Annotated in this window: 20 protein-coding genes, 1 tRNA gene and 6 pseudogenes; 14 read left to right on the top strand and 13 right to left on the bottom strand. The window is 38.2% G+C overall.

Translation table 11 applies throughout. From position 1 onward, the window contains the following. The first annotated feature begins 56 nt into the window (after window positions 1-56). The 3 genes from AC4MDD_RS02935 to AC4MDD_RS02925 all read left to right on the top strand — a co-directional run bounded on the left by AC4MDD_RS02935 (window position 57) and on the right by AC4MDD_RS02925 (window position 3976). Window positions 57-965 carry a glycosyltransferase family protein gene (locus AC4MDD_RS02935; protein WP_004697719.1) on the top strand — a complete coding sequence of 303 codons (909 nt, stop codon included), beginning with the start codon at window positions 57-59 and terminating at the stop codon, window positions 963-965. 60 nt (window positions 966-1025) lie between these two features. Continuing rightward, window positions 1026-1973, top strand: a complete 948-nt coding sequence (locus AC4MDD_RS02930; RefSeq protein ID WP_004697717.1) for a WaaZ-like lipopolysaccharide core biosynthesis protein — start codon at window positions 1026-1028, stop codon at window positions 1971-1973. A gap of 74 nt (window positions 1974-2047) precedes the next feature. Further along, window positions 2048-3976 carry an acyltransferase family protein gene (locus AC4MDD_RS02925; RefSeq protein ID WP_491882264.1) on the top strand — a complete coding sequence of 643 codons (1929 nt, stop codon included), beginning with the start codon at window positions 2048-2050 and terminating at the stop codon, window positions 3974-3976. Between the two features lie 3 nt (window positions 3977-3979). Here AC4MDD_RS02925 and AC4MDD_RS02920 read toward each other — a convergent pair whose 3' ends face one another. The 4 genes from AC4MDD_RS02920 to AC4MDD_RS02905 are packed head-to-tail and all read right to left on the bottom strand — an operon-like array spanning window position 3980 to window position 7508. Next, complete coding sequence (locus tag AC4MDD_RS02920) at window positions 3980-4891, bottom strand: glycosyltransferase family 32 protein (protein WP_491882263.1); 912 nt, start codon at window positions 4889-4891, stop codon at window positions 3980-3982. A gap of 54 nt (window positions 4892-4945) precedes the next feature. Beyond that, a complete protein-coding gene (locus AC4MDD_RS02915) occupies window positions 4946-5704 on the bottom strand; it encodes a glycosyltransferase family 25 protein (protein ID WP_004697713.1) in 759 nt (252 codons plus the stop codon). A gap of 14 nt (window positions 5705-5718) precedes the next feature. After that, entirely contained in the window at window positions 5719-6702 is a 984-nt protein-coding gene (locus tag AC4MDD_RS02910; RefSeq protein ID WP_004697711.1) for a Stealth CR1 domain-containing protein, read from the bottom strand. A 35-nt stretch (window positions 6703-6737) separates the two neighbouring features. Further along, the gene (locus AC4MDD_RS02905) at window positions 6738-7508 is read right to left on the bottom strand and encodes a glycosyltransferase (protein ID WP_201952490.1); all 771 of its coding nucleotides are present in this window, start codon (window positions 7506-7508) and stop codon (window positions 6738-6740) included. A 174-nt stretch (window positions 7509-7682) separates the two neighbouring features. Here AC4MDD_RS02905 and AC4MDD_RS02900 point away from each other — a divergent pair, with 174 nt between their 5' ends. From AC4MDD_RS02900 to AC4MDD_RS02885, 4 genes and pseudogenes are all read left to right on the top strand, one after another. Continuing rightward, a complete protein-coding gene (locus AC4MDD_RS02900) occupies window positions 7683-8852 on the top strand; it encodes a nucleotide sugar dehydrogenase (RefSeq protein ID WP_491882262.1) in 1170 nt (389 codons plus the stop codon). Window positions 8853-8956: 104 nt separating this feature from the next. After that, window positions 8957-9205 (top strand): annotated as a pseudogene (locus tag AC4MDD_RS02895) (transposase domain-containing protein); the annotation flags it as partial. Window positions 9206-9296: 91 nt separating this feature from the next. Beyond that, window positions 9297-9545, top strand: a complete 249-nt coding sequence (locus AC4MDD_RS02890; protein WP_248115011.1) for a transposase — start codon at window positions 9297-9299, stop codon at window positions 9543-9545. Window positions 9546-9589: 44 nt separating this feature from the next. Then, entirely contained in the window at window positions 9590-10078 is a 489-nt protein-coding gene (locus tag AC4MDD_RS02885) for a transposase (RefSeq protein WP_490753591.1), read from the top strand. Window positions 10079-10156: 78 nt separating this feature from the next. Here AC4MDD_RS02885 and AC4MDD_RS02880 read toward each other — a convergent pair. The 4 genes and pseudogenes from AC4MDD_RS02880 to AC4MDD_RS02865 form a co-directional block, all read right to left on the bottom strand. Then, window positions 10157-10516 (bottom strand): annotated as a pseudogene (locus AC4MDD_RS02880) (transposase); the annotation flags it as partial. A gap of 23 nt (window positions 10517-10539) precedes the next feature. Next, window positions 10540-11283, bottom strand: a pseudogene (locus AC4MDD_RS02875) (IS5 family transposase); the annotation flags it as partial. A 65-nt stretch (window positions 11284-11348) separates the two neighbouring features. Continuing rightward, window positions 11349-12439, bottom strand: a protein-coding gene (locus AC4MDD_RS02870) for an IS4-like element ISAba33 family transposase (RefSeq protein ID WP_491882591.1) whose coding sequence is annotated in 2 segments (ribosomal slippage) — window positions 11349-11899 and window positions 11899-12439 — 1092 coding nt in all. Because the reading frame shifts where the segments join, the coding sequence is not laid out codon by codon here. A 111-nt stretch (window positions 12440-12550) separates the two neighbouring features. Then, window positions 12551-13350: pseudogene (locus AC4MDD_RS02865) on the bottom strand (IS3 family transposase); the annotation flags it as partial. 74 nt (window positions 13351-13424) lie between these two features. Between AC4MDD_RS02865 and AC4MDD_RS02860 the strand changes: the two are divergent. After that, a pseudogene (locus tag AC4MDD_RS02860) lies at window positions 13425-14396 on the top strand (IS4 family transposase); the annotation flags it as partial. Window positions 14397-14440: 44 nt separating this feature from the next. Here AC4MDD_RS02860 and AC4MDD_RS02855 read toward each other — a convergent pair. The 4 genes from AC4MDD_RS02855 to AC4MDD_RS02840 form a co-directional block, all read right to left on the bottom strand. Next, window positions 14441-15367 (bottom strand): branched-chain amino acid transaminase, encoded by a 927-nt coding sequence (locus AC4MDD_RS02855; RefSeq protein ID WP_004983545.1) that lies wholly within the window; start codon window positions 15365-15367, stop codon window positions 14441-14443. A 33-nt stretch (window positions 15368-15400) separates the two neighbouring features. Then, a complete protein-coding gene (glnE, locus tag AC4MDD_RS02850; RefSeq protein ID WP_491882261.1) occupies window positions 15401-18145 on the bottom strand; it encodes a bifunctional [glutamate--ammonia ligase]-adenylyl-L-tyrosine phosphorylase/[glutamate--ammonia-ligase] adenylyltransferase in 2745 nt (914 codons plus the stop codon). 123 nt (window positions 18146-18268) lie between these two features. Beyond that, window positions 18269-19495, bottom strand: a complete 1227-nt coding sequence (locus AC4MDD_RS02845; RefSeq protein WP_201953721.1) for a sensor histidine kinase — start codon at window positions 19493-19495, stop codon at window positions 18269-18271. A gap of 358 nt (window positions 19496-19853) precedes the next feature. Further along, window positions 19854-19940: transfer RNA gene (locus AC4MDD_RS02840), tRNA-Leu, on the bottom strand. Window positions 19941-20124: 184 nt separating this feature from the next. Between AC4MDD_RS02840 and queA the strand changes: the two genes are divergently transcribed. Beyond that, the gene (gene queA / locus AC4MDD_RS02835) at window positions 20125-21165 is read left to right on the top strand and encodes a tRNA preQ1(34) S-adenosylmethionine ribosyltransferase-isomerase QueA (protein WP_348959765.1); all 1041 of its coding nucleotides are present in this window, start codon (window positions 20125-20127) and stop codon (window positions 21163-21165) included. A gap of 9 nt (window positions 21166-21174) precedes the next feature. Further along, entirely contained in the window at window positions 21175-21351 is a 177-nt protein-coding gene (locus tag AC4MDD_RS02830; protein WP_348959800.1) for a hypothetical protein, read from the top strand. An 18-nt stretch (window positions 21352-21369) separates the two neighbouring features. Here the strand turns inward: AC4MDD_RS02830 and tnpA are convergent, their stop codons facing one another. Continuing rightward, window positions 21370-21837 carry an IS200/IS605 family transposase gene (tnpA, locus tag AC4MDD_RS02825; RefSeq protein WP_010327522.1) on the bottom strand — a complete coding sequence of 156 codons (468 nt, stop codon included), beginning with the start codon at window positions 21835-21837 and terminating at the stop codon, window positions 21370-21372. An 82-nt stretch (window positions 21838-21919) separates the two neighbouring features. Here tnpA and AC4MDD_RS02820 point away from each other — a divergent pair, with 82 nt between their 5' ends. The 4 genes and pseudogenes from AC4MDD_RS02820 (at window position 21920) to yajC (ending at window position 25428) form a co-directional block, all read left to right on the top strand. Continuing rightward, complete coding sequence (locus AC4MDD_RS02820) at window positions 21920-23320, top strand: RNA-guided endonuclease InsQ/TnpB family protein (RefSeq protein WP_058951639.1); 1401 nt, start codon at window positions 21920-21922, stop codon at window positions 23318-23320. 36 nt (window positions 23321-23356) lie between these two features. Further along, window positions 23357-23548 (top strand): annotated as a pseudogene (locus AC4MDD_RS02815) (LemA family protein); the annotation flags it as partial. Between the two features lie 315 nt (window positions 23549-23863). Beyond that, window positions 23864-24994 carry a tRNA guanosine(34) transglycosylase Tgt gene (gene tgt, locus AC4MDD_RS02810; RefSeq protein ID WP_348959764.1) on the top strand — a complete coding sequence of 377 codons (1131 nt, stop codon included), beginning with the start codon at window positions 23864-23866 and terminating at the stop codon, window positions 24992-24994. 104 nt (window positions 24995-25098) lie between these two features. Then, entirely contained in the window at window positions 25099-25428 is a 330-nt protein-coding gene (gene yajC / locus AC4MDD_RS02805) for a preprotein translocase subunit YajC (RefSeq protein WP_004697692.1), read from the top strand. The last annotated feature ends 47 nt before the right edge of the window (window positions 25429-25475 follow it).

Genomic DNA, 25475 nt, shown 5'->3' with positions numbered 1-25475 from the left:
GCTTTCAGATTATACTTATCAAACTGCTTGCTATCTTCTGCGTGACGAGAATCAGAATGCCCAAAGAAACAATTAAAATTTTTGTTGGCTGTGATCCAAATAACTGTGATTTAGAACAAATGATGGTGCTTGATTATAGCATCCGTAAAAATACACAGCACCCAATTGAAATTACATGGATGCAGTTGAGCCATGATCCTACTAGTCCGTGGTATAGCAATCAAGAAACGCATGAAGGATGGCATACTGAGAAATGGGCAACCCCATTTTCTGGTTTCCGTTGGGCAATTCCTGAATCATCCAACTTTGAAGGGCGTTCGATCTATATGGATGCTGATGTCATCGTTTTATGTGATATCGCAGAGTTATGGTCGCATCCGATGAAAGATGATGCAATCGTCATCGCCAAAGGTGGCAAAAGTTCAGCTCGTTTATGTACTTGTGTTTGGGATTGTAAAAAAGCTAAACAATATTTACCTTCACTTAAAACGTTGCAATCGGATCCAGATGGTCACAAGAAGTTAATGCAACTAATCAAAGACCAACCGCATTTAGTCCAAAACTACAATAATTCATATAACTGTATTGATGGTGAAGGCTTAAAAATAGAAGACATCAAAATTCTACATTACTCCGACATGGGTACTCAGTTTAGCCATAAATACTCGTTACCGCGCCTAGAAAAAAACAATCAAAAACATTGGTTTGATGGAAAAATCATGCCTCATCCAAGACAAGACTTAGTTGAGTTATTTGATCAATATTATCAAGAAGCATTGGATAATGGTTATAAACCTGAAGACTATTTAGTAAAAGCTTATGGTCCATTTCAAAAAGCGACTCAAATCAATTATCAAGGCAATAAAGTTACACGCCCTGTCAAAGGGACAACTTGGCTTACAGCTAGCATCAAAGCCATAAAATCAAAGTTTAGTAAAAAACCTAATTTTACTTTAGATGACTAAAATTGGTAGCAGGCTACGTTGTATCCTGTTTCATATTTTCTTACATAGAATTTGATCTTTATGTCTCAACCAATAATCTCAGCCCAACGTTTTTTTTCAAATTATATCCTTAGAAATCTGTATAAATTTATTTACAAGTATAGTCATCCAAAATCATATAAACACAATCGTCGCTATTGGCCATACTATCAAGTAGAACGTAGTCCCGATGGTGATTTGCAAAAAATTTATTTTAAAAAACAACTTATTGTCGATAATTCCCAATTAAATTTTAGTCCCAATCGAAAATGTATGCTAATTGCAACAGGTCCATCTGTGCATCAACTAGAAACGTCATATTTACAGCGATCGGATATTGATTATATTGGTGTAAATGGTGCAATTGCCTTAAGTGGTGTCAAATTTAAATATTATGTGATCATTGATCACAATTTCACCAACAATCGTTTTGATCTAATTGAAAATGTACTTAAAACTTCCTTTTGTACACTATTTACAACACCACGTTGTTTAGACCTGATTTTAAGAAAAATAAAATTAGAAAATATTCTTTGCGACATTAAAGTTGTTGAGCCTATAACTGAAGGTGAAATTGAGCGATTTTTAGGTGAGCGGATACGCGTGACTGAAACTCCAAATTATTTTCATATCTATGACCGCTTAGGGTTTTCTAGTCACATTTTTAATGCTGTTTTTGACTATTTTACAGTGGCTTATGTTGCACTTCAAATCACTTATCATTTGAAATATAAAGACATTTATATTGCAGGTTTGGATATGAATAATTTTTCCCAACCCAGATTCTATGAAAATAAAGAAAATAAACAACCCACTATGTTGAATCAGTATTTAGATGTAACATTGCCTGCATTCGATGCCGCTGCCCGCTTTCTAAAATCTCAGCAAATAAATGTCTATAATTTATCTCAGAACAGTGCAGTAAAAGCTTTTGAAAAAATACCTCCTGAACAATTACAAAATACTCTATTGACACAAAGTGGTGAGTAGAGCTTACAATTCACCTGTAATTTCCTTCCATCCTTATGTGAACGCTCAAGTCTTTCTGTAGTCATCCCAAATATATGAATAATCATCAATTTAGAACTGATATTAATGGACTTCGAGCATATGCTGTAGTTTTTGTTGTTCTTTTCCATTTCAATGTATTCGGTTTCTCTGCTGGGTACTTGGGCGTTGATGTTTTCTTCGTGATATCAGGCTATCTGATGACAAAAATCATTGTGGAAAAGCTTGAACACAATAATTTTTCTTTTGTTGATTTTTACTTATCTCGAATTATTCGTATTTATCCCGCACTATTATTCTTAGTCTTAGTTTTAACGGCTTTGGGGCTATTTGTGTTTATCCCAGAAGATCTAAAAAACTTTGCTAAAGATGCGAGATACAGTCTCACTTTCTTATCAAATAATCTCTTCTATGAACAATCAGGAGACTATTTTGCAACTAGTTCACATGATAAAGCATTACTGCATACCTGGTCTTTAGCTGTTGAATGGCAGTTCTACATCCTTTTTCCCATCATTTTGTACACATTTAAAAAGCTTACAAAACAAACTAAATATATAGGCATATTACTTCTAATATTATTTTCTTGCTCATTTTTGTTGTCTGTAAAACTTACACCAGAAAATCCGATATATGCTTTCTTTAAACTCTCAACACGTGCATGGGAGTTAATTGCAGGTGGACTGGTGTACTTTTATTTTAACCAATATTCTTTATCATCTATTAAGCAAAAAATTATTGAATATACAGGTTTTGGACTTTTAGCGCTAAGCTTGATTTTTTTAACCAAAGATACGCCTTGGCCTGGTTATGCTGCATCCCTTCCTGTTTTGGGTACAGTTTTAATTCTAATCGCCAACCGTCAAAACTCTATACTAACGAAACCCAAGTTTATACAGAGTTTAGGCAGTGCTTCATATTCTATTTATTTGTGGCATTGGCCGATCTCATTTTTATTGAGCTATTTCCTAATTCAAAAAAATATTATCAATATCAGTTTTGCTCTTTTATTATCTTTTATTTTAGGATGGTTGAGTTACAAACATATTGAACCCTGTCGTATTCATCTGAATAAAATCAATAAAAAGTATGTTTATCTACTTTTTATCTTAAGTATTGCGATTCTCTATCCATTTTATAAGTTTCTAGGTAAGGATGGGTTAGAAAATCGAGCCGATGCAGAATACCTAAAGCGTATTGAGAAAATACAGATGCCTATGGTCTCGAATGGTTGGTGTTTCTATAACATTAAAGATGATCATAGTCTGACTGTTGGAGAAAATGGATTAAAATGTCATATAGCATCTAACTCAACAAATGCTAAATCAGCTCTTTTGTTTGGAGATTCATTTGCAGGTCACAATATTCCATTTTGGGATCATCTAGGCAAAAAGCTAAACTTGAACATCCATACGATCAGTACGAATTGGTGCTATCCAAGTCTTGATAAAGAATTTACAGGTGACAAGTCATCTACCGCTTATCAGCAGTGCTTAATCAATCGAAACTATCTGAAGAATCATATAGCTCAGTATGACGTTCTTATTTTTGCTGGTCGTTGGACTGATATTGTTCGTCAAAATCAGCAGAATTCATTTAGTGAGCTACTCAAAGTTGCACAAATGAATAATAAGAAAGTGATTGTAATGTCTGAACCATATACTTTTGATCAAAACATCAGCTCAATTTTCAAACGTGCAATATGGTTAGAGCGAGACTTTAATCTAAATGAGTATATGAACAAACCACTCGCTACAAAGCAAAAATATGCAACGAGTGTGATTAATAAAATCGTTTCAGAACATCCGAATACACTCTTGTTAAGCCAAGCAGATCTATTTAAATCAGATCATATGGCAACCAAAAACACACCGTATTCATTTGATGGACGTCATATCTCAATTGTTGGGTCATTAGCATCTGAACAATACTTTGAAACACGACCAAAATTTAAAGTATTAGAAAACTTTATTGCTAAAAAGTAGTGATTAGATATCAATAAACGAGTCGTTAAAATACATTTTTTTACTGTAATAACGACTTAATATTCCCCTTTCTTTTCCTGCCAGTTTGATCAGCTTAGGCTTTTCAACTGGCGGATAATTGAGGGCAAGATCAATCAACACTTTTTCTTTCATCCATTTATTTTTTACTTGATAGAAAAAAGCATTCCGATCACAGTTAATCAAGGTCATACTCGGTAAAGTTGTACGCATAATTTTTTGGCAGGCAACATAAGCAACCAAATATTCTAAACGGCCTATCTCTTGAAAATAGTCCTGATAATTTTCGTTATTTTCTTTAATCTGCTGAATATAAACCTTTGGTGTTAATTCTATAGCTTTTAATAACTCCTCAAACCAAGACTTAAAAAACATATTTTTGGCAGAACTTGCCAATAACCAATTCTCTAAAACAGGAAAGTCTGGGCAAGTCGTATTTTTCTTTCGATAATAGGCAAAACTGTTAGTTTGATGTTGAGTAACTAACCTTTCAATCCAATCTAGATTTTCATAAACAATTGTACTGGCATCTAACCATATCCCACCGTGTTGATAAATTAATTCAAATCGAATGAGATCAGCTTTCTGTTGTGGTGTCGCATGCTTTAAACGACCATAATCAATATCACAAAACTCTTTGACATTATTAGGTGTTAGAAAGTTTACAACATAGTTTGGATTGTTCTTTTTTATATTATCAACGCACTTCTGCACAAACTCAGGGAGTGAGCCTTCCCAATACATCCAGATAATTTTGGGAATAACTGCATTTTTCTGACCAGGATTGAGAACGATCAGGTCCGCGTAGTTATCTATTGACTCATTGATTTCTCTTTTTTGTTTTGAATACATTGTATAAAATTTCAAAAGATAGAAGAGCTTCTTAAAAAACTTCATAAAATGTACTCAACAAAATAAAGAAAATTATTTATTACAGTCTATAACTAGGACTCAAGACATTAAATGTTTAATTGCATAAAAGCGATCACGCCACATACGCTTCTGTTTCTTAAATCCATGAGAAGCACTTCGATTCTCAAGTTGCTTCCGTTTGATACCTTGAGCAGCAACAGTACCTAAAATATCACTATCCAGACCTGCTGGCTGCACAAATGGCTGCCAAACGCCAAGCCCTTTTCCTGTTTTACTTAACCAACTTTGGAAGAAAATATCGACTGGAACGGTCATGATTTTACCCAGTTGTACAAACTGTTCAGCTCCTTTTCGAGACCAAACCAAGCCTACACCACGTATTGGGAAATAATATGCATGCCACAAGGTATAATGATCAAACTCAACAATGTCTTTTGCTAATTTTTTCTTTTTAGCAGCAATATTGACGGTATACCAATCCAACTCTTTATGTTGATCTAAATAACTTAATAAAGATTCAAGCTTCTGTTTAAAGTTAGGCAACACTTCAATGTCATCTTCTAAGACAACTAAATAATCGGCATCCGTTTCTAGAAATTTTTCAGCACAACCGTAGTGACTTAGATAACAACCCAACTCAGAATTCATTAAACTACGCCCTAATATTTTCTGAGCAGCAAGATCATCGTAGTTTTCAAATTCAGATAAGGCTTTACCTCGCCCATCATAAGCAGAGAATCGGCTAAAATCCCATCCCGCTTGATTGAGCTGAGCTGTCGCACTTGCTAAACGTTGATCACTGCCGTCTAAATTAATAAGATAAGTCACAACTTTCATTTGCTTTCCTTCGTTTAGACCACAGTAGTCGGTTGAATTTGGCTGGGTAAAAACCCTGTAAATTTTTGAATCAGTGCGGCTCGGATGCGTCCTTCAGCTAATGATTCCAATTGATCTAGACTTTGTATACAGCCAAATTTAATCTCAGAATTAGATAAAGCTAATATAAATTTTTCCAAATCACGACCATCTTTTAAATAAGCAATATCAATATCATCTTTTAAAATGGCTTGATCAGATTGAATTGCTAAATGATTAGACAATCCCACTGGTAACAGTTGATCAATGTTCCTAAATTTGAACTGAATTTGCTGCTCTAAAAGCTCTTTATTATTCTTAAAGTAAGTACTGAGCAAATCACGACTGAGAATATGAGGGCGATGATGAATTTCGTAATATCTAGTCATTCCCACACGATCTGCACTCAGCATTTGAGCCGTTGAATATTTCGCTTCAGCTACCATTCCAAAATTCTGCTGTAAGAATTTTCGGAAAATATATTTCATTTTCTTGATGAGTGTTGCTTGCCAATGTCCATATATCACCATCTGACCATCAATAAGAAAATCACTTAAATCAGACTGTTGATTGAAAAAGAAATCATCATTCAGATAAATAAAATGATTTGAAATCCCTTTAATATTCCACAACATACTTTCAATACTTAATGAATTGAAAGTAGGTAAATACTGTTGGTAATTTCTAAATATTTCTTGATGATCAACCACTTGAATTTGACCAGAGCGACATAGCCCCTGCGCTTCAAACTCCCCAACAAAACTCGGCTGTTGGTGATCAGTTATAATGTAAATCGTTCCACAATACGGAACATATTTCAGAATTGAAGCAATCGAAAAATAGATTTCATCATTATGGGCAAATCGAGTGTCTTCCGCTGCACCTTTTACAACATTTTCAGGTTGAAATTGTTGACGTTTCAATCGATGATTTTCATCACTTCCATCAACCCAAGCAATAACAAAATCTAGTTTTTTCATAATTTTCTAATCAAAAGTAAACCAACATTGGGTTTTTAATGCCAAGCCTCTTTAATCCAATCTGATGGCAACACATAGCGATACCATTTACCACCACCACCATTTACTGCATCAGGTGGATTAATTTCCCCATGGAAAACAATAATTTTTGCACCTTCGGGTTTTACTGGTGGTTTAAAGTACGCCAAAGGTATTTTTTGCAAGCAATGATACTTATAACTTTTACACCAACTGTCAGGCCAGTAAGAGAGCTTTTTCTCTTGATCGATATACCAAGACAAATAAGCTTGCTCATTGCGGAACTTTTGACGAATTTCATCAAAATGCTCACGGAAATAGGGCATCAATCCAGGAAAAGCACCCAACTTAAAACGGTAAACTGAACTATTTCCCGTAATACGCCAAGGGCGCTTCCAGTCATGAATAATCAGAAAATCCCCAGAATGGGTAAAGAAACTATCGATGTTATCAACAATCACTACATCTAAGTCTAAAAAGAGCGCATTGCCTTTTAAACCATACAGATCAGGTTCAAAAGTTGAGAGTTTATTCCATCCGCGCTCTGGACTTCCTGCAGGCAAATCTAATGGAGGAATCGGAAAGCATTGTACATTCGGATCAATACCTTCTGTACGATCCGTTAAGCACACCATTTTAAAGTCAACAGTAGTGTGGCGTTTTACCATGTTATACAAACGATTAACGTAGTCCGAACCATATTTGGTCCCCCACTTCATACACAGCACAATATTCTGATTTTGTTGCTCTGTCGTATTTAAAACGTCATCATTTTCAGGTACAGACATGCTTGAAACTACCAATCTACATAGTATTTTGCATCATAACATAGTCTAGGTTTGATTGAAGATTAGAGCCATAAAATCCCAAGTAATTACACGGTAATTAAACTGAAATGTATTGTTCATTTACATGACATCTTGTTCCTGCACCGTAATAAAAAATAATTCAGAATCAACAGAATGAAAATTACAGTGGTCGGTTTAGGCTATGTTGGACTCTCTAATGCTTTGATTTTAGCGCAGCAGCACTGTGTCACTGCATTTGATCTCGATGAAAATCGTATTCATCAGTTAAATCAAAGAATCTCCCCAATTCAAGATAAAGACATCTCATTATTCCTAGAAAATGACAAGCTTCATTTTAAAGCAACATCAAATAAAATAGACAGTTACATCAATGCTGAGGTTATTCTCATTGCAACGCCCACCAATTACGACACCATTACCAATCAATTTGATACTTCAAGTGTGGAGCAAGTCATTCACGACATCCAACACACCAACCCGCTTGCGACCATCATCATTAAATCAACAGTGCCTGTCGGTTTTACACAAAGAATGCGACTGCGATTTAACACAAACAATATTATTTTTTCACCAGAATTCTTACGTGAGGGCAAAGCACTTCAGGATAATCTTTACCCTTCTCGAATTATTATAGGAGAGCAATCGGAACGTGCTGAAACATTGGCACAACTCTTTCTTAATAGTGCTATTAAAAAAGACTGCCCTGTACTATTTACTCACTCGACTGAAGCAGAGGCTATCAAATTATTTGCCAATACTTATCTCGCCATGCGTGTCGCTTATTTCAATGAACTTGACACCTATGCACAAGTTTTTGATTTAGATACTCGTCAAATTATTGATGGCGTGTGCCTTGATCCGCGTATTGGAAAGTTTTACAACAACCCTTCTTTTGGCTATGGTGGATATTGTCTCCCTAAAGACACTAAACAACTTTTAGCAAATTATGAGCAAGTCCCAAGTAACTTAATTCAAGCGGTTGTAGATGCAAATAGGACCCGTAAGGATTTCATTGCTGAAACGATTATTCATAAAAATCCCAAAGTGGTTGGTATCTACCGGTTGGTCATGAAATCAGGATCTGATAATTTCCGCTCATCCGCAATTTTAGGGATTATGCGCCGAATTAAGGCGCAAGGCATTAAGGTGATTATTTACGAGCCAAATATTTCAGAAAAAAAATTTGCCAATAGTAAAATTATTCGCGATCTAAAAAAATTTAAGCAAGTAGCTGACTTAATTATTAGCAATCGTCAAACATCAGAACTAAATGACGTCCAAAATAAACTCTACACTCGAGATATTTTCGGTATCGATGACTAAACTGAAGACCAACAAAAAAAGGCTCCAAAGAGCTAATGCCAGTCAGTTAAGCAAAAAAAGTTAAAATACTGTAAAAAGAGCGTATGTAAATACGCTCTTTTTTTATGAATTTATCTCAGAATTTAGATTTAACATTAAAACAAACCCTACCTTCACTTTCACAATTCAGTGAATTGATTGATTTAAACTGGATTGAAGATTGCTTAAACCAAACAGGTAAAGCATCAATTCGAAAAAGAAAACTGCCTGCTGAACATGTTGTTTGGCTGGTGATCGGACTTGCTCTATTTCGAAATCAACCGATTTGGTATGTGGTTCAACAATTGCAACTTGTTTTCGGTACGGCAGAATATAGCCAAATACTTAAAAATATAGAACAATAGAAACATGGGATATTCAAAAGATTTTAAAGACAAAGTCATAGAAATTATGACTAGAGATAAAATGTCTGTGCGAAAAGCAGCACAGCATTTTAACGTCTGTATACAGACGATTCAGAATTGGAAAAAGTCCACTGTAACTAAACCTATTCCTGGTCGCCCAGCTAAAATTAGCAAAGAGCAAATATTGAATGATGTTGAACAATATCCCGATGATTACATCAGTGAACGGGCAGAACGTTTTGGTGTCAGTACACATGCAGTATTTAATGCGCTACATGCTGCAGGAATATCGCGTAAAAAAAGACGTTAAAGCACCCTAAAGCAGATCAAAATCAACGTCGGCAATTTCAGAACTTGATTGAATGTTTAGAACAACAATTACCACTGGTTTATATCGATGAAAGTGGTTTTCAAAGCGAAAGTACGAGATCGCATAGTTATAGCCCTAAAGGAGCGCGAGCTGAAGCTGAATTTAACTGGCAGTTAAAAAATTGTAGCAATGCGATTGGCGCATTAATCGAAAATAGATTGCTTACAGTTGGAGTATTTGATTGTTCAGTGAATACCGAGGTATTTGAATGCTGGATTGAACAGGATTTATTGCCAAAGCTGAAAAAAACCAGTGTATTGATTATGGATAATGCCACCTTTCACAAAGGAACAAGGCTTCAGGAGTTGATATGTTGTGCAGGCCATTACATTGTGTGGCTTCCTAAATATAGCCCGGACTTAAATCCTATAGAAAAAATGTGGTCACGAGTAAAAATGATTCGCAATAAATTTAGAGTTAAAGATATTGATAAATTGTTTAAAGATTACTGTAATGATTTATTTAGTATTTAGCTATACTGTGTACCGAGAGAGGTGGTCCCACATGTTTGAACAACTAAAAGCTTATTTATAAGTGATACTCTGCTCTAGTTAAGCTACCTTATTTTGTTGTGGTAGCTGGTCATAGTAAAACTCATCTGGAGTCATTTTGTCCAGACTCGAATGAGGTCGTTTCAAATTATAAAATTCAAAATATGCGTTTAATTGCTTCTTCGCATCCAAAACATTGCTGTAGGCTTTGAGATACACCTCTTCATATTTAACGCTCCGCCATAATCGTTCAACCATCACATTATCAACCCATCGACCTTTACCATCCATACTGATTTGAATGCCATTTGATTTCAATACATCAATAAATGCATCACTGGTAAACTGACTGCCTTGGTCTGTATTAAATATTTCAGGTCGACCATATTTTTCAATAGCTTCATTTAGGGTCTGTTGACATTTACTGTTCATAATTAACCCTATAAAGGTAGCCATAAAAATATACAGGCTAAAGCAACAGAACTTTGATAATTTCTTTTGAGCTTGTCATATCGAGTAGCTATTCCTCTAAATTGCTTTAATCTACAAAACATATTTTCAACTAAATGCCTGATTTTATATAAATACCAGTCCATATGGTCATTGTTCGATTGGCTATTTGTTTTCTTTGGTATATTCGCTTTAGTCCCTGTTTTCCTGATCTGTTCACGCAGTGGTTCTGAATCATAGCCTTTATCTGCACATACCACTTTTGTCTCTTTTAAATCTAATGTTGATATTAAATCAGGTGCAACTTTAACATCATGTGTGGTTCCATCGGTAATCATGAAATCAATAGGATTGCCATGTGCATCAACAATCAAATGTATTTTTGAGGAGTTTCCTCCTACACTTTTAGAAATAGATTGATTCGCTATGCCGGCAGAATGTTGATGAGCACGTACATGAGAGCCATCAATAAAAATCCACTCCATATCGGGGCATGAGGCTAATAATTTGAATAATCTAAGTAACTTACCGCTGCTTGACCAACGATTAAAACGTTTGAAAATAGAGTTTGAATGACCAAAACAACAAGGAATATCTCGCCACGGACAGCCTGTTCTAATTCTATAGAGAATAGCTTCAATAAAATTGCGTAAATTTGAGTTGTGGTGAATGGATAAATTACGCAGAATAACTTTCAACTTTTGCCAGTGTTGATCTGTCAGCATGGTACGAGGCATAGCGAATAGTAAAATTGGGTTTGGCGATTTGATTTTACTACTTCGCTCTCTGTACACGACAAATTTCATAGGATCCTTGTCCTATCAGGCTTTTTCTTTCTTAAAATTGCTAGAATTTTCTTAAATTCCTCTTTTTTTCCAAAACCAATCAAACGTAGAATAGCCATTTGAACATAGTCCAAACCGTAGCGAAATAAACTTACTGAAAGTCGTCCATGCTTCTTTATTTTTATCGCTTTTTTTCGATCATGTTGCCATTCACCTGTTAAATAGCACCAACAGAAACCGATAGCTAGCACTGCTATCAATTTCTTGACTCGTCTAGGGTCTGTTAAACGAGTATTTTCAAGATTGAATCCACGTCCTTTGAGACAACTAAATAAGGTTTCGATTTCCCAGCGTAATGCATAATCACGAATAGCAGAAGCATTAAACATAGGAGAAACAACAAGTAAAAGTTCTCCATCTTCTAATCGTAGCGCACTAATATACAGTTTCACTCGACCAACCCAAATACGTCGTTTACGACATTCAGTTTGACCAACTTGAAGATGACGAAATAAATCACTAATTTTATGATTCTTGGCTAAGTGATTGGTCACAATAAAGTTTTTTTAACACGTATACAGAAGTTAATGTCATTTTCAATTAACCATGTAAACCATTTCTCACCGATAAATTCTCTGTCTGCGAACACATTCACAATACGGTCTTTACCAAAAATAGAGATAAAGCGTTGAATCAAAGCAATACGCTCTTTTGTATCTGAATTTCCACGTTTATTGAGCAATGTCCAAACAATAGGTATCGCTATTCCACGATAGACGATGGCTAACATCAAGATATTGATATCTCGTTTTCCCCATTTCCAGTTGGTTCTATCCAAAGTTAATTGGACTTTATCGAATGAAAATATATAGAAAATTAACTGAGAAATTTGACGATAATCGAAATACTGATCTGCAAAGAAGCGTTGTATACGTCGATAAAATGATTGTGGTAAGCACTTGATGGGTAAGGCTTTAGATGCAGAAGAAAGATTACATGTCTGTTTTACAATTAATGCAAGCATAATCAGTGTAAAACATTTTGCATGTGACTTGTTCCACTTTAGATATTTGTTTAAGATGAGATGTAACTCATTGAAATGTGTCATCATATTCGTCGTCAGAAAACAAGTATTATGCCATTATTTCAATGAGTTATCTTTTTTTGTCGTGTACAAAGTACTTCGCTATTTTTTTAAGCTAAAAGTGTCAACACACCCTAATGTTTCTATGCAAAATGTAACCTCCATACTAATCGATACTCTATGCGCAAGTACCTTGCGGCTATGCCAATCAATCACAGCACATAAATAAACAAAGCCTTTTGCCATAGGGATATACGTTATATCCGTAGACCACACTTGATTACTGCGCTGAATAGCCAATCCTTTGAGCAGATATGGATATTTGCGGTGAGCTTGATTAGCCTGGCTTAAATTTGGTTTGCAATATAACGCATTAATGCCCATTTTCTTCATTAAAGTACGTGTATGACGTCGTCCTATATGATGTCCTTGACGATTCAACAAATCACGCATCATACAGCTACCTGCAAAAGGGTATTGCATATGTAACTCATCCATACACCGCATCAGCTTCAGATCTGATGCACTCACAGGTTTTGGGCGATAGTAATAACAACCACGGGAGACTTTCAGCAGCTGAGCTTGCTTAGATACTGAAATCTGAAGTGAGTCATCGATTAACTTTTGTGGTTGAAGCGGCCCAGTTTCTTCAACACACCTTCTAAAAAATCAATTTCTAATGCCTGCTCACCGATTTTTGCATGTAGTTTTTTTAGATCGATGGGTGGTTCTGTTGGAGCTTTTGATTGATCGAAAGCTTGCGAGGAAGCTGAAATCAGTTGATTTTTCCAGTCGATAATTTGGTTTTGATGAACATCAAATTCAGCACTCAATTCAGCAAGTGTTTTTTCTGCTTTAATCGCAGCAAGTGCTACCTTAGCTTTAAAATCATTTGAATGATTTCTTCTTGGTCTACGTGCCATAAAATACTCCATATATTGATGTTTATAACATCATTTGGGGAGCAAAATATCACTTATAAGTGTTGTTCAAATTTCCTGATCCACCTCTGTTTAAAGACTCACAACAACAATATAGCAACTTTCACGGTCTATGCGTTTGTGCTGTAGATGGTGTTGTTTGGTCTATGCCTCATACAGAAGAAAACTTTAAGCACTTTGGTTCATCCAAAGGCAAAACAGCAGCTGCCCCTTACACACAAGTCAGAGCGACTTGCCTGGTGAATACCAATACGCATGAAATGATTGATGCCCAAATTGGCAGTATGGATCAAGGTGAATTAACCTTAGCCAGTCAATTAAAAGCACCAGTTCGCAGTATTACCCTATTTGATCGTGCTTACTTCTCTGCTGATTTTTTAGTGAGCTGGCAATCTCAGGCAGAAGAGAGTCATTGGTTGATGCGAGCAAAGGACAACCTGCGTTATGAAGTGATTCATCATAATGCGGCCCATGACTTTCAGATCAAAATGCCTGTTTCAGCAAGAGCAAAAAAGATAAATCCGTCATTGGGTGACTATTGGGAAGCACGTTTAATTGAAGTTGAATATGCAGGAAAAATAAGACGTTACATTACATCATTAACAGATTCTAAAGTTTATCCATTCAAAGACCTTGCAATGCTTTATATCCAGCGTTGGGAAATAGAAATGTGTTATCGGGAAATTAAAAGTGATTTACAGGATGCAAGGATTTTAAGAAGCAAACAACCTGATTTGGTCTATCAAGAATTGTGGGGGGTATTTATTGCATATAATATCTTAAGAAGACAGATGAGGTTTATCGCTGAACATGCAAAGGTGAGTCCTTTAAGGATCAGTTTCCATGTTGCATCTATGAGTATTATCAATATCTTAAGGCACACACCTTTAGAATCAGCAGGAAACCTACCCAAACATTTAGCGCAATTATTTGAACAATCTAAAATATTTGTATTACCTGAAAAAAGGCAAAGGCAATGTCCGCGAGTAGTGAAAATTAAAGCACAAAAATATCCAAGAAAATGCCAGTCAATTTCTTAACTGACTGGCATTACTCCAAAGAGCCCTTTTTTTCATCGAACCATTTATTTTACATAAGTCAACCAGTGCGCGTATTTCGGGTCTTTACCCTTAACCGCATTAAAGAATGTGGTTTGAATTTGTTCAGTAATAGGACCACGCGTGCCTGAACCGATTTCACGGTCATCATATTCACGAATAGGCGTCACTTCAGCAGCAGTACCTGTAAAGAATGCTTCATCCGCAATGTAGAATTCATCACGCGTAATACGACGCTCAACCACGTCATAGCCCAAGTCTTTTGCGATGGTAATAATGGTTTGACGCGTAATGCCATCAAGTGCACCACCTGCGATATCTGGCGTATGTAAAACACCATCTTTCACCAAGAATACGTTTTCGCCAGAACCTTGGCATACATAACCTTGAGGGTCGAGCAACATTGCTTCGTCATAACCTGAGTGCGCTACTTCTTGGTGAGCCAAAATCGACAAGGTATAGTTACCTGACGCTTTCGCTTTACACATCGTCACGTTTGGATGGTGATGGGTAAATGATGAGGTTTTCACACGAATACCTTTCGCCATTGCTTCATCACCGAGGTATGCACCCCAGCTCCATGCCGCTACTACTGCATGAATCGTATTGTCTGTTGCAGCAATACCTAATTTTTCCGAACCAATAAAAATAATTGGGCGCAAGTAGCAAGACGCTAATTTATTTTCACGAACCACATCAATTTGAGCTTGCTCTAGTGTTGCTTGATCAAATGGGACTTTCATTTGATAAATTTTTGCAGAGTTCAATAAACGCTTAGTGTGTTCTTTTAGACGGAAAATAGCCGTGCCATTCGGTGTTTCATAGGCACGGACACCTTCAAACACACCCATGCTGTAGTGCAAGGTATGTGTTAATACGTGAGTTTTTGCCTCACGCCAGTCAACCAATTGTCCATCTTGCCAAATAAAACCATCACGATCAGCCAAATTCATGACACACACTCCAAATTTATATACACAGTCATGTTACCCAATGCTCACGATTGAGCTTGGATCAATTAATCTTTGCCATAATTTGCAAACGATCACTCGGGTATCGCGCCAGTCCGCAGCATTTACTTGCATGGATTGATTCGCAAGGGCTAAACGGTGGCTCTCGGCTCGTTCACTGAGATAAGCTTGAATCAATGCAGTCGCATCGTCACTGGATAAGCAACTGGCTTTTGCGGCGTCTTCAAGGATTCGTACATTGTCGGAATAATGGGCAAGATCTGGATGAGATCCGCTCCATGCCAACACAGCATACTGTGCCATAAATTCGATATCGACGATACCACCTGCGTCTTGTTTTAAATGAAAAATTCCATCTTTTTGTTGTTCTTTAGAAGAACCCAAATGGTCTTTCATTTTTTGACGCATCTTCAGCACTTCTGCTCGTACATTTTCTTCATCACGTGGCTGCGTCAAAATCCGACAGCGCAATGCTTCAAACCTATCACGCAAACTTGGCTCACCCGCAATCGAACGAGCACGTACCAATGCTTGATGCTCCCAGACCCATGCATTTTTCAACTGATACTGTTCAAAGGCTTTTAAACTGGTAACCAATACCCCTGCTTCACCCGATGGGCGTAAGCGCGTATCGATTTCATAAACCCGGCCATCGAGGGTCTGCGTGGTCATCAATGACATAAATTTCTGCGCAACACGCATTGCAAACTCGAATCCACTGATCGACTTCAGCCCATCGGTATCGGCTTGCTCATCCATATAATGAATAAAGACCAGATCTAAGTCCGAGCCATAACCCAGCTCAATCCCACCAACCTTGCCATAGCCCACCACAGCAAATGCCAAATGATCAATCGAACAACGCTGCCCTTCTACATCGAGCGGATAACCATGTTTCTTTGCCGTCATTTGATAGGCTAAATTTAAAGTCGTACTGACCGAAACTTCTGCAATATCGGTCAAAGCATCGGATACTTTCATCAATGGACTTTCAGCCAAGACATCACTAGCCGCAACTGCCAAAACATTGGATTTTTTAAATAGGCGCAGCACACGCATCAAATCCTCAACGTCATCAAGCTCAATGCGAAGCAACTGTTGACGCAGTGAATCTTCCAAATCTTGACGGCGCGGCAGCTCAAAGTCCATGGACAAAAATTCATCCAAGAGCACTGGATAATGGGTCAATTCTTCACAAATCCATGGACTTACGGTTGCCATTTTCACTAAGCGCTGTAAAGCCCCTTTACTCTCAATCAACATGACCAAATATACGGTGCGTCGCATCACCGACTCAACCAAAGGCATGAGGCGAAGCAGCGCGGCTTGCGGCTTATCTGACTGTAAAATCGCTTCAATCAAATGCGGCCAAAACATTTTTAAACGCTGCACCGCTTTTGCAGGCAGCTTTTTTAGCGCATGACCATTCCAAAATTCATGGATGAGATTTTTTGCATTCGCATCTAAGACTTCATTTAACCGCGCTTCTAACTGACTAAAACTTTCTACGAAAGGGTCATGCTCTTTTTCTTTAATTAAATGCTCAAACTGGTAAATGACTTTGGCGCGCTTTTGATTTAAATGTTCAATAAATGCATCCCAGCTTACAAAACCCAAGGTGTCAATCATCCTTTGTCTAAGTTCTGGTTCCGTTGGCAAAGACTGGGTTTGTTGATCATTCAGAGCTTGAATGGCATGCTCTACACGGCGCAGAAATAAGTAGGCATCTTCCAGCTCACTGACCGCTTGCCCATCCAGCAAACCCACTTCGCCCAAATGATGTAAGCTCACTAAACATTGACGGTCTTGTAATTCTAATTTTGCCCCACCATAAATTAGCTGAAAAACCTGCACAATAAATTCGACTTCACGAATACCGCCCGCACCCAGCTTAATATCATCTTCGATATTGCGGCGTAATACTTCACGCTCAATCATGGCTTTCATTTCGCGCATGGCTTCAAAAGCGGTGTAATCGACATACTTACGGAACACGAAAGGACGAGTCATGTCCAACAACTCATACCCCTCTTTGCCCCCTGTTACAATCCGCGCCTTGATCCACGCATAGCGCTCCCACTCGCGACCATGCTGGCTTAAATACTTCTCCAGCGCCGCATGACTAATCGCCAGTGCAGAACCATCACCCCAAGGACGTAAGCGCATATCCACACGGAAGACAAAACCATCAGCCGTGATATGGTCCAACAAGTAAATGAGTTTCTGACCCCACAAAATGCAAAACTGTTGTACATCTATGCATTTACGACCATCAGTTTCACCTTGTTCATCAAAAGCAAAAATCAAGTCAATATCACTGGACAGATTCAGCTCTTGTGCACCGAGCTTCCCCATCGCGACCACAATTAAATCTTGAATTTTATGGTTATAACCCACAGGCTGACCATGTTTAGCCACCAATGGTGCTAAGGCAAACGCTTTTGCCACACAAATGGCTGCATCGGCAAAATCAGATAACTCACGCGTTAGCGTCATCACATCGATCAATTGATTGGCATCCTGCCAAATCCAGCGAAACATTAAACGCGCACGTAAAATTCGGATGGTGCGCATCCACGTGATTTCATCACTGATGTCTTTTAAGGTGTTTTGAACGACATCGAAAATTTGTTCGGTGGTCAATGGCTGAGAAAATTGATCAATTGCATAATCTTGTTCAAGATAAACCTGATGTATAGATAGGACTTGTTCCGCATATTGACTTGCGCGCAATGTCTTTTGCAATTGCTCAGCATTCATGATCGACTCTTTCGCATTGTTTTGGTTATTTATAACAGCAGATCATGAGATTAGGTGAATTATTTTATAAGAAAAGTATGATTATTCACTAAATTCTTGCTGGGATGTCTCGAGTGACAATGCTTAATGTGCGCTGTTCGAACGGGGCAGGCTGACGATAAAAGTTGAACCTACACCTTCTTTCGATGTGACTGAAATTTCACCTTTATTCAAATCAACAAAACGCTTACACAACACCAGACCTAGCCCCGTACCTTTCTCCCCAGCTGTCCCCTTAAAACTAACGGTTAGTTTCGGTTCAAACAAAGATTCAATTTGCCCTAAGGTCATACCTAAACCTGTATCTTGAATGTAGATATCGATAAAATCATCACGCTGTTTGGCATCAATCGTCACAACACCTTCGCCATGCATATGGGTAAATTTCAGTGCATTTGAGACCAAGTTTTGGATCACTGAGGTCACCATATTGATATCTGCAAAAATTTTTAAATCATCGGGGACACGGTCAATCAGTTGAATATTTTTATTGATAGCCAACGCATGCAACACATCAAAAACAATTTGAGAGGAGTGCTTAAGTTTGTAATGGATGGGGTGATAAACAAAACGTCCGCCCTCTGCCATCGCCCAATTCAGTAGGCTCTCTAACAAGCTATAAGTCGATTGCGCGGTATCATGCAAATAATCTGCAATGCTTTGCACACCAGACTCATCCAAACTTTCGCGCTCTTCAGCCAACACTTCTGAGAAACCAATTAAGCCATGAAAAGGCGCCCTTAAGTCATGTGCAATAATTTGGAAAAATTTGGTTTTACTGACATTCATAGCCACCTGTTGTTCATATAACTCTTTGAGCTCCGCATTTTCCATGCGTAAATGCAGCAGATTAAGAAACCCAGAGGCCAGTTCATAGACATTTTCTACAGCATCTTGCGTAAAAGCGTCCAACTGTTCATCAAAGAAAATCACTTGCCCTACAGATTTATCCGATACCTTTAAATCCAATGCGATGATCCGCTGATGTTTAAACCCTAAAGCACTCACCTGCTGAGAAAGATGATGATAATGGGAATGCAGGCTATCAATCGCAATCTCCCCTTCAAAATGAGTAGCAAAATTGGCTGCAGCGGGTAACTGAAAAGCATTGAATGCGTGTTTGCCCGCATACCAACTATAAGGTTCATTGCTAAACGTTAAAATTGCGGCATCTGCACCTAAAATTTTTCGCGCAAATTTGAGAAAGCTCTTAATTTTATTGTCATTACTGTTCACGCCCAACAATAAAGATAAGTGACAAGCACTTAACTGTTCTGTATCAGACCCGATATCTAGCAATTGAATACCCATTTCTGCCTCATCTTTTGTGATTTTCGGCACAAACCTATTATTTACTTGTATTTATTAGCAAATTTTCAACATTAAAACAATATAAAAATACAACAATACAAGCGTGGCATTTAAAAAAAAATTAATTATTTCAGAATTTTATATTGTGACTACTTTCTCTTTTTAGAAAACTCGTTATTTATCAGAAGGATTAAAACAAAATTGTGAGTCCATCATATGAGGACATAATTAAGCAAACCCGCAACAAACATTCAATTGCTTTAAGTCATCTGTAATGTTTTATGGCGATTTGATTCAAATCTTAAATTTCAGGCAATAAAAAACCCAAGACTGAATATGCTTGGGTTTTTTAATATCTTGGTCCCGAGGGTCGGACTCGAACCGACACGTCATCTCTGACAGCGGATTTTGAGTCCGCCGCGTCTACCAATTTCACCACCTCGGGAAGGTGTTGATGCGTATATTAAACTTTTTGAAAAACTTGTCAATGCAAGTTGATAGTGATTGGCTATTTTTAAGTCACATTTGATTTTTTAGCTTTATATTTGTGCAATTTCAGCGTTTTTCTGCAAAAACGCATATACTAAGCGCAATTTTGACCTCCCTTATTTTGACGCTGCTTTCCGATCATGCAACTTTCTGATTTTAATTTCGACCTCCCTGATGAACTCATTGCCCGTTACCCTTTAGACACGCGTAGTGCTTCTCGACTGTTACACCTCGATGCTCAAGGTCAGCATCATGACTTTCAATTCACCGACATTTTAAATTTGCTCAATGCAGGTGATTTACTGGTCTTAAATGACACGAAAGTGATGAAAGCACGCCTCAAAGGCAAACGTGCCAGCGGTGGAGCTGTCGAGGTTCTGGTAGAACGCATGCAAGATGCATTTATTGCACACTGCCACATCAAAGCTAGTAACACACCCAAAGCAGGCGCTGAGCTCTTTATTGGCCCAGATGCCGTTAAAGTCACTATACTAGGTCGTCATGAAAATTTATTTATTGTGGAGTTTTCCCAGCCAATTTTAACGGTGCTGGAATTATACGGACAACTTCCGATCCCTCCCTACTTCAACCGTGAAGCTGAAGCCATTGATACCGAGCGTTATCAAACAGTATTTAATGATCCAACCAAGTTAGCCAGTGTCGCTGCACCTACCGCAAGCTTACACTTCGACCAAAAGCTGTTGGATCAACTTGAAGCCAAAGGTATTCAGAAAACCTTTGTCACTTTACACGTGGGTGCTGGTACCTTTCTGCCTGTACGTACCGATGACATTGCCAATCACATTATGCACAGTGAATGGTGTGATGTTCCTGAGCATTCAGTTGAGCTTATTCGTCAAACCAAAGCGCGTGGTAATAAAGTCATTTCTGTCGGAACGACAGCGACACGTGCGGTTGAAAGTGCAGCGCAGGCACATGATGGTGAACTCAAAGCTTGGACTGGAGATACCCAAATTTTTATCTACCCAGGTTATGAGTTCAAAGTGGTGGATCGTCTTATCACCAACTTCCATCTGCCTGAATCGACTCTCTTGATGTTGGTTTCAGCGCTATCAAATCGTGATAATATTTTGATGGCTTATCAACATGCAGTTGCAAACCAGTACCGCTTCTTTAGTTATGGCGATGCCATGTTAGTTGACCAACTTCAACCCAAATAAGAACCTCACATGCCTCTCGATACGATCAAACATTCTATTCATATTCGACGTAAAAAGAATCAGGTCGAGTTTGATAATATCGACAAGCTTTGGGGCATTGCTCGGAGTGCGGACACTGCCCAAGAAATCTTGGATCGGTTGCATCCATGGAAAGCACCGATTACCCTTAAATTTGAACAAGTTTAGTGGCGCATTCTCGCTTCTTTAGGGGCGAGTCAAGCCACTTTTAGCACTCAGGTTTTTTGAGCGTTTAACTGCTATTTCAGATGGTGGTTGTCTTTGGTTTTCAATGTACTGTTTAACCGTTTCAAGGCTTGCACCACCACACGAAACTACACAGTAACTAGGCGACCAAAAATGATTACCCCATAGCTTTGTTTTAATTGAGTCCCAAAAGCTTTTTCGTAGCAAATAAGAACTTTTCCCTTTTAGTTTTCCAGCTAGATTAGAGATAGCAATTTTAGGGTGAACATTAACCATCATGTGAACATGGTCATCCTCGCCATTAAACTCCATCAACTCACAATCCATTTGTTCGCAGGTTTCCTTCATTATTTCTTTTAATGAATCTAACATTTCTTGGGTTAGCACATCTCTACGGTATTTAGTTACAAATACTAGATGAACATAATTCTTAAAAATACAGCTTCTACCTGTTCTCCACTCATACATTTTTATCACATACTAGATTTACTTAAGATAAAAGATAGTATAAAATTCCAGCATATAAATAGCAAGAACACTTCACTTAGTAATGATTTCAGGCATTAAATTTCGAGCATACCCAACAGAGGAACAGAAGTTAATTCTGAGCCAATGGATGGGCTGTGCGAGATTTGCTTGGAATGCTAAATGTGATGAGGATAAGTATTTCCGAGGTTTTGCTCGTAAGTTCACACCGTTTAAGCAGTATTTTGATACTCAAGATCAGAAATACGCTCAGTTTAAGTCAGAAGAACTGACCCCATGGCTTGATAAATGTCCAAGTACCATTCTCAAGAACTCGACTGTGAATTGGTACAACACCCTCAAAAAATCAACCAAGGGGATTTGTGGCCGACCAAAGCGCAAAGCCAAAACCGATAAAGGTAGCATCTACCTGACTCGTGACCTGTTCTCTTTCGAGAAAGATCAATTTGGTAAAACACGACTTCAAATTGGTGGTCGTAAATACAATATTGGCTATCTGAGCTTCAATAAACATGCCGATTTTAATGAGCCAAAATCTCTTTATATCCGTAAAGAGCGTGGTCAATACTTTGTTTCATTCTGCTATGAAGATGGAATTGAGATGGAGGATTTTGATGGCAAAAAATTCAATGAAGATAAGTACCTGGAAAAGCAATTAGCATTATTAAGTGATACTGATGCCAATGAACTAAATAAGCACGTTGTTGGTATTGATCGTGGCGTGGCAATCCCTGTTTGTACACCAGCGCAAGAATTTGATTTTACCAGGGAACAAAAGAACCATCTAACCAAAGCTGAGCGCTACATTAAACGATTACAGCGCAAGTTAGCCAAACAGCAAAAAGGGTCAAACCGTAGAGCTAAAACCAAGCACCGTATTGCGATCCATCACGCTAAGAAAGCCAATATCCGAAAGGATTTCAATCACAAGACTAGCCATAGCCTAGTAAGCAATGAGCGAAATAAAGTATTCATTTTTGAGAAGTTAAATACTCAAAAAATGACGAAAAAGCCAAACCCTAAAAAGGATGAATTAGGTCGATTTATCCCCAACAAGGCAAAGGCAAAAGCAGGTTTAAATAAAGCAATTCTAAATGTTGGTTGGTATATGCTTGAGGCATATGTTAAATACAAAGCCATTCGTTTAGGAAAAGCTGTATTTAAGGTTCAGGCAGCTTACACAAGTCAGGAGTGTGCTTCATGCGGTCACACTCATCCCGACAATCGCAAAACTCAAGAAAAGTTTAAATGCGTGAGTTGTGGTCACACTGATAATGCGGATAAAAACGCATCCAAAGTGATAAAAAGCCGAGCAATAAAATTAATTTTAGACACTGGAACGGTGTTGGAGAAAGGCTTAATGTCTTCCTCTAGTGGGCGTGGAGGTAGTCGTAAGACGAAAAAGAGTGTTAAAACTCTTTCTCGCATTGCCGATGAAACGTCAAAAGAGATGATTGCAGCTTAAGTTGCTTTCAGAAACTCGTTGCTTTAGCTGCGAGTAGTTCATGAGCAAAACGAAAATGTCGGTGCTGCGATCAGCATCTTTAACCGCAATGTCGAACTGTTTAACAACCACATTCAAATCTTTCCCAACAACATTGTAAACACCATGACTGTCGGTAAAAAAGCTGTGCGTCCATTCCGTGACGCTGCTGCGCTGCAAAATTTTGATTACCGTCCCAATTTCAACTAAAAAGATCGCGCTAACACAAAGAACACATCCAAGGCACTCATTTTGATTGCCTTTTTTAATATCTACATTTACTTCACTTCTGGCAGCTATCGCTTGCTATGCCACGGCAATTCATCTCCCACTCTCCCCAACATACTCAAATCAAAACCGTTGTCACCGCACACAATTTCGTACAGAAAAGCTTTGCGTTAAAAGTGTTACAACACTGGTGTTTATTTGCATAATCAAGGAAAATAGCCTCCTTTTAGCGGCGAACTGTTTTTTCGCTCTTGCACTGCAAGCAGAGCAGTGCTTTGCTCTTGTTCAGGATATTTTATGAAGTTTGAAAAATTAGGTCAGTCGGGTCGCGCCCGTCGTGGTCGTTTAACTTTAGAGCATGGTGTGGTTGAAACCCCCGTGTTCATGCCTGTCGGTACTTATGGTACGGTGAAAGGCATGCTCCCGCGTGATATTGAAGACATCAAAGCGCAAATTATTTTAGGCAACACCTTCCATCTTTACCTACGCCCTGGCCTTGAAGTGATTAAAGAGCACGGCGGTCTGCATAAATTCATGAAGTGGGATAAACCCATTCTGACCGATTCAGGCGGCTTCCAAGTCTTCAGTTTGGGCGCGATGCGTAAAATTAAAGAAGATGGCGTAACGTTCCGCTCTCCAATTGACGGTTCTAAAGTATTTTTGTCTCCTGAAATCTCAATGGACATCCAACATACATTGAACTCTGACATCGTGATGATTTTTGACGAATGTACGCCTTATCCTGCAACGCATGAAGAAACACAAAAGTCGCTACAATTGTCATTGCGTTGGGCAAAGCGTTGTAAGACTCAGCATCATGATGTTCTTGAAAATAAAAATGCGCTATTCGGCATTATTCAAGGTGGTATGTATGAAGACTTACGTGATGAGTCTTTAAAAGGCTTGCTTGAAGTTGGTTTTGACGGTTATGCCATTGGTGGTCTGTCCGTCGGCGAACCGAAAGAAGAAATGATTAAAGTGCTGGATTATCTTCCAGAAAAAATGCCAGCAGACAAACCGCGCTACCTGATGGGCGTGGGTAAACCTGAGGACATCGTAGAAGGCATCCGCCGTGGCGTCGATATGTTTGACTGTGTCATGCCTACACGTAATGCCCGAAATGGACATTATTTTGTGACCGATGGTTTAGTACGTATCCGTAACAGCAAATACCGTCATGATCAAAGTCCGCTGGACCCACACTGTGACTGTTATACCTGTACTAACTTTACTCGCGCGTACTTATTCCATTTGGAAAAATGTGGCGAGATGCTGGGTTCAATGCTCGGTACTATTCACAACTTACGTTACTACCAACGCTTCACTCAAGACATTCGTGACGCCTTGGATAATGATCGCTTTGATGCCTTTGTTGAAGATTTTTATGCACGTCGTGGTTTAGAAGTTCCACCTTGCCCCCAAGATTAATTGTTGTGAGCATTTGCGCTTGGTAAAAAGACAAGGTAAATTGCAGAACAAGTCTATTTATGATCAATTCGTTGGTCACCGTTTTTTTAGTTTAGGAATTTGAAATGAGCCTTTTTATTTCTACAGCTCACGCAGCGGGTGAAGCTGCGCAACAACCAAGTATGGTCGCAAACTTATTGATGATTGCTGTTTTTATTGCAATCTTCTACTTCTTAATTTGGCGCCCTCAAGCTAAACGTGCCAAAGAGCACCGCTCTTTGGTTGAAAGTCTTGGTGTAGGCAGTGAAGTTGTTTTTGCTGGTGGTCTCATGGGTAAAATCACTAAACTCGAAGGTGACTTTGCAGTGGTTGAACTGAGCCGTGGTGTAGACGTAAAAATCCAACGCGCAAGTGTGATTTCAGTTCTTCCTGAAGGCACATTAAATAACCTTTAATCAAAAAAATTAGTCGTGCATCCGCACGACTTTTTTCATTTTAAGAA

It is taken from the genome of Acinetobacter sp. CAU_H_29a_1, from assembly GCF_058599505.1.
The sequence above is the reverse complement of the archived record's forward strand: the minus strand, read 5'-3'. Positions and strand labels throughout refer to the sequence as shown.

Excerpts from the sequence above, each read along its gene's own strand:
- AC4MDD_RS02930 (WP_004697717.1), top strand. The coding sequence starts at position 1,026 with ATGTCTCAACCAATAATCTCAGCCCAACGTTTTTTTTCAAATTATATC.
- AC4MDD_RS02925 (WP_491882264.1), top strand. The coding sequence starts at position 2,048 with ATGAATAATCATCAATTTAGAACTGATATTAATGGACTTCGAGCATAT.
- AC4MDD_RS02910 (WP_004697711.1), bottom strand. The coding sequence starts at position 6,702 with ATGAAAAAACTAGATTTTGTTATTGCTTGGGTTGATGGAAGTGATGAA.
- queA (WP_348959765.1), top strand. The coding sequence starts at position 20,125 with ATGCAACTTTCTGATTTTAATTTCGACCTCCCTGATGAACTCATTGCC.
- AC4MDD_RS02935 (WP_004697719.1), top strand. The coding sequence starts at position 57 with ATGCCCAAAGAAACAATTAAAATTTTTGTTGGCTGTGATCCAAATAAC.
- AC4MDD_RS02915 (WP_004697713.1), bottom strand. The coding sequence starts at position 5,704 with ATGAAAGTTGTGACTTATCTTATTAATTTAGACGGCAGTGATCAACGT.
- AC4MDD_RS02920 (WP_491882263.1), bottom strand. The coding sequence starts at position 4,891 with ATGAAGTTTTTTAAGAAGCTCTTCTATCTTTTGAAATTTTATACAATG.
- AC4MDD_RS02890 (WP_248115011.1), top strand. The coding sequence starts at position 9,297 with ATGTCTGTGCGAAAAGCAGCACAGCATTTTAACGTCTGTATACAGACG.
- glnE (WP_491882261.1), bottom strand. The coding sequence starts at position 18,145 with ATGAATGCTGAGCAATTGCAAAAGACATTGCGCGCAAGTCAATATGCG.
- yajC (WP_004697692.1), top strand. The coding sequence starts at position 25,099 with ATGAGCCTTTTTATTTCTACAGCTCACGCAGCGGGTGAAGCTGCGCAA.
- AC4MDD_RS02855 (WP_004983545.1), bottom strand. The coding sequence starts at position 15,367 with ATGAATTTGGCTGATCGTGATGGTTTTATTTGGCAAGATGGACAATTG.
- AC4MDD_RS02905 (WP_201952490.1), bottom strand. The coding sequence starts at position 7,508 with ATGTCTGTACCTGAAAATGATGACGTTTTAAATACGACAGAGCAACAA.
- AC4MDD_RS02900 (WP_491882262.1), top strand. The coding sequence starts at position 7,683 with ATGAAAATTACAGTGGTCGGTTTAGGCTATGTTGGACTCTCTAATGCT.
- tnpA (WP_010327522.1), bottom strand. The coding sequence starts at position 21,837 with ATGTATGAGTGGAGAACAGGTAGAAGCTGTATTTTTAAGAATTATGTT.
- tgt (WP_348959764.1), top strand. The coding sequence starts at position 23,864 with ATGAAGTTTGAAAAATTAGGTCAGTCGGGTCGCGCCCGTCGTGGTCGT.
- AC4MDD_RS02820 (WP_058951639.1), top strand. The coding sequence starts at position 21,920 with ATGATTTCAGGCATTAAATTTCGAGCATACCCAACAGAGGAACAGAAG.
- AC4MDD_RS02830 (WP_348959800.1), top strand. The coding sequence starts at position 21,175 with ATGCCTCTCGATACGATCAAACATTCTATTCATATTCGACGTAAAAAG.
- AC4MDD_RS02845 (WP_201953721.1), bottom strand. The coding sequence starts at position 19,495 with ATGGGTATTCAATTGCTAGATATCGGGTCTGATACAGAACAGTTAAGT.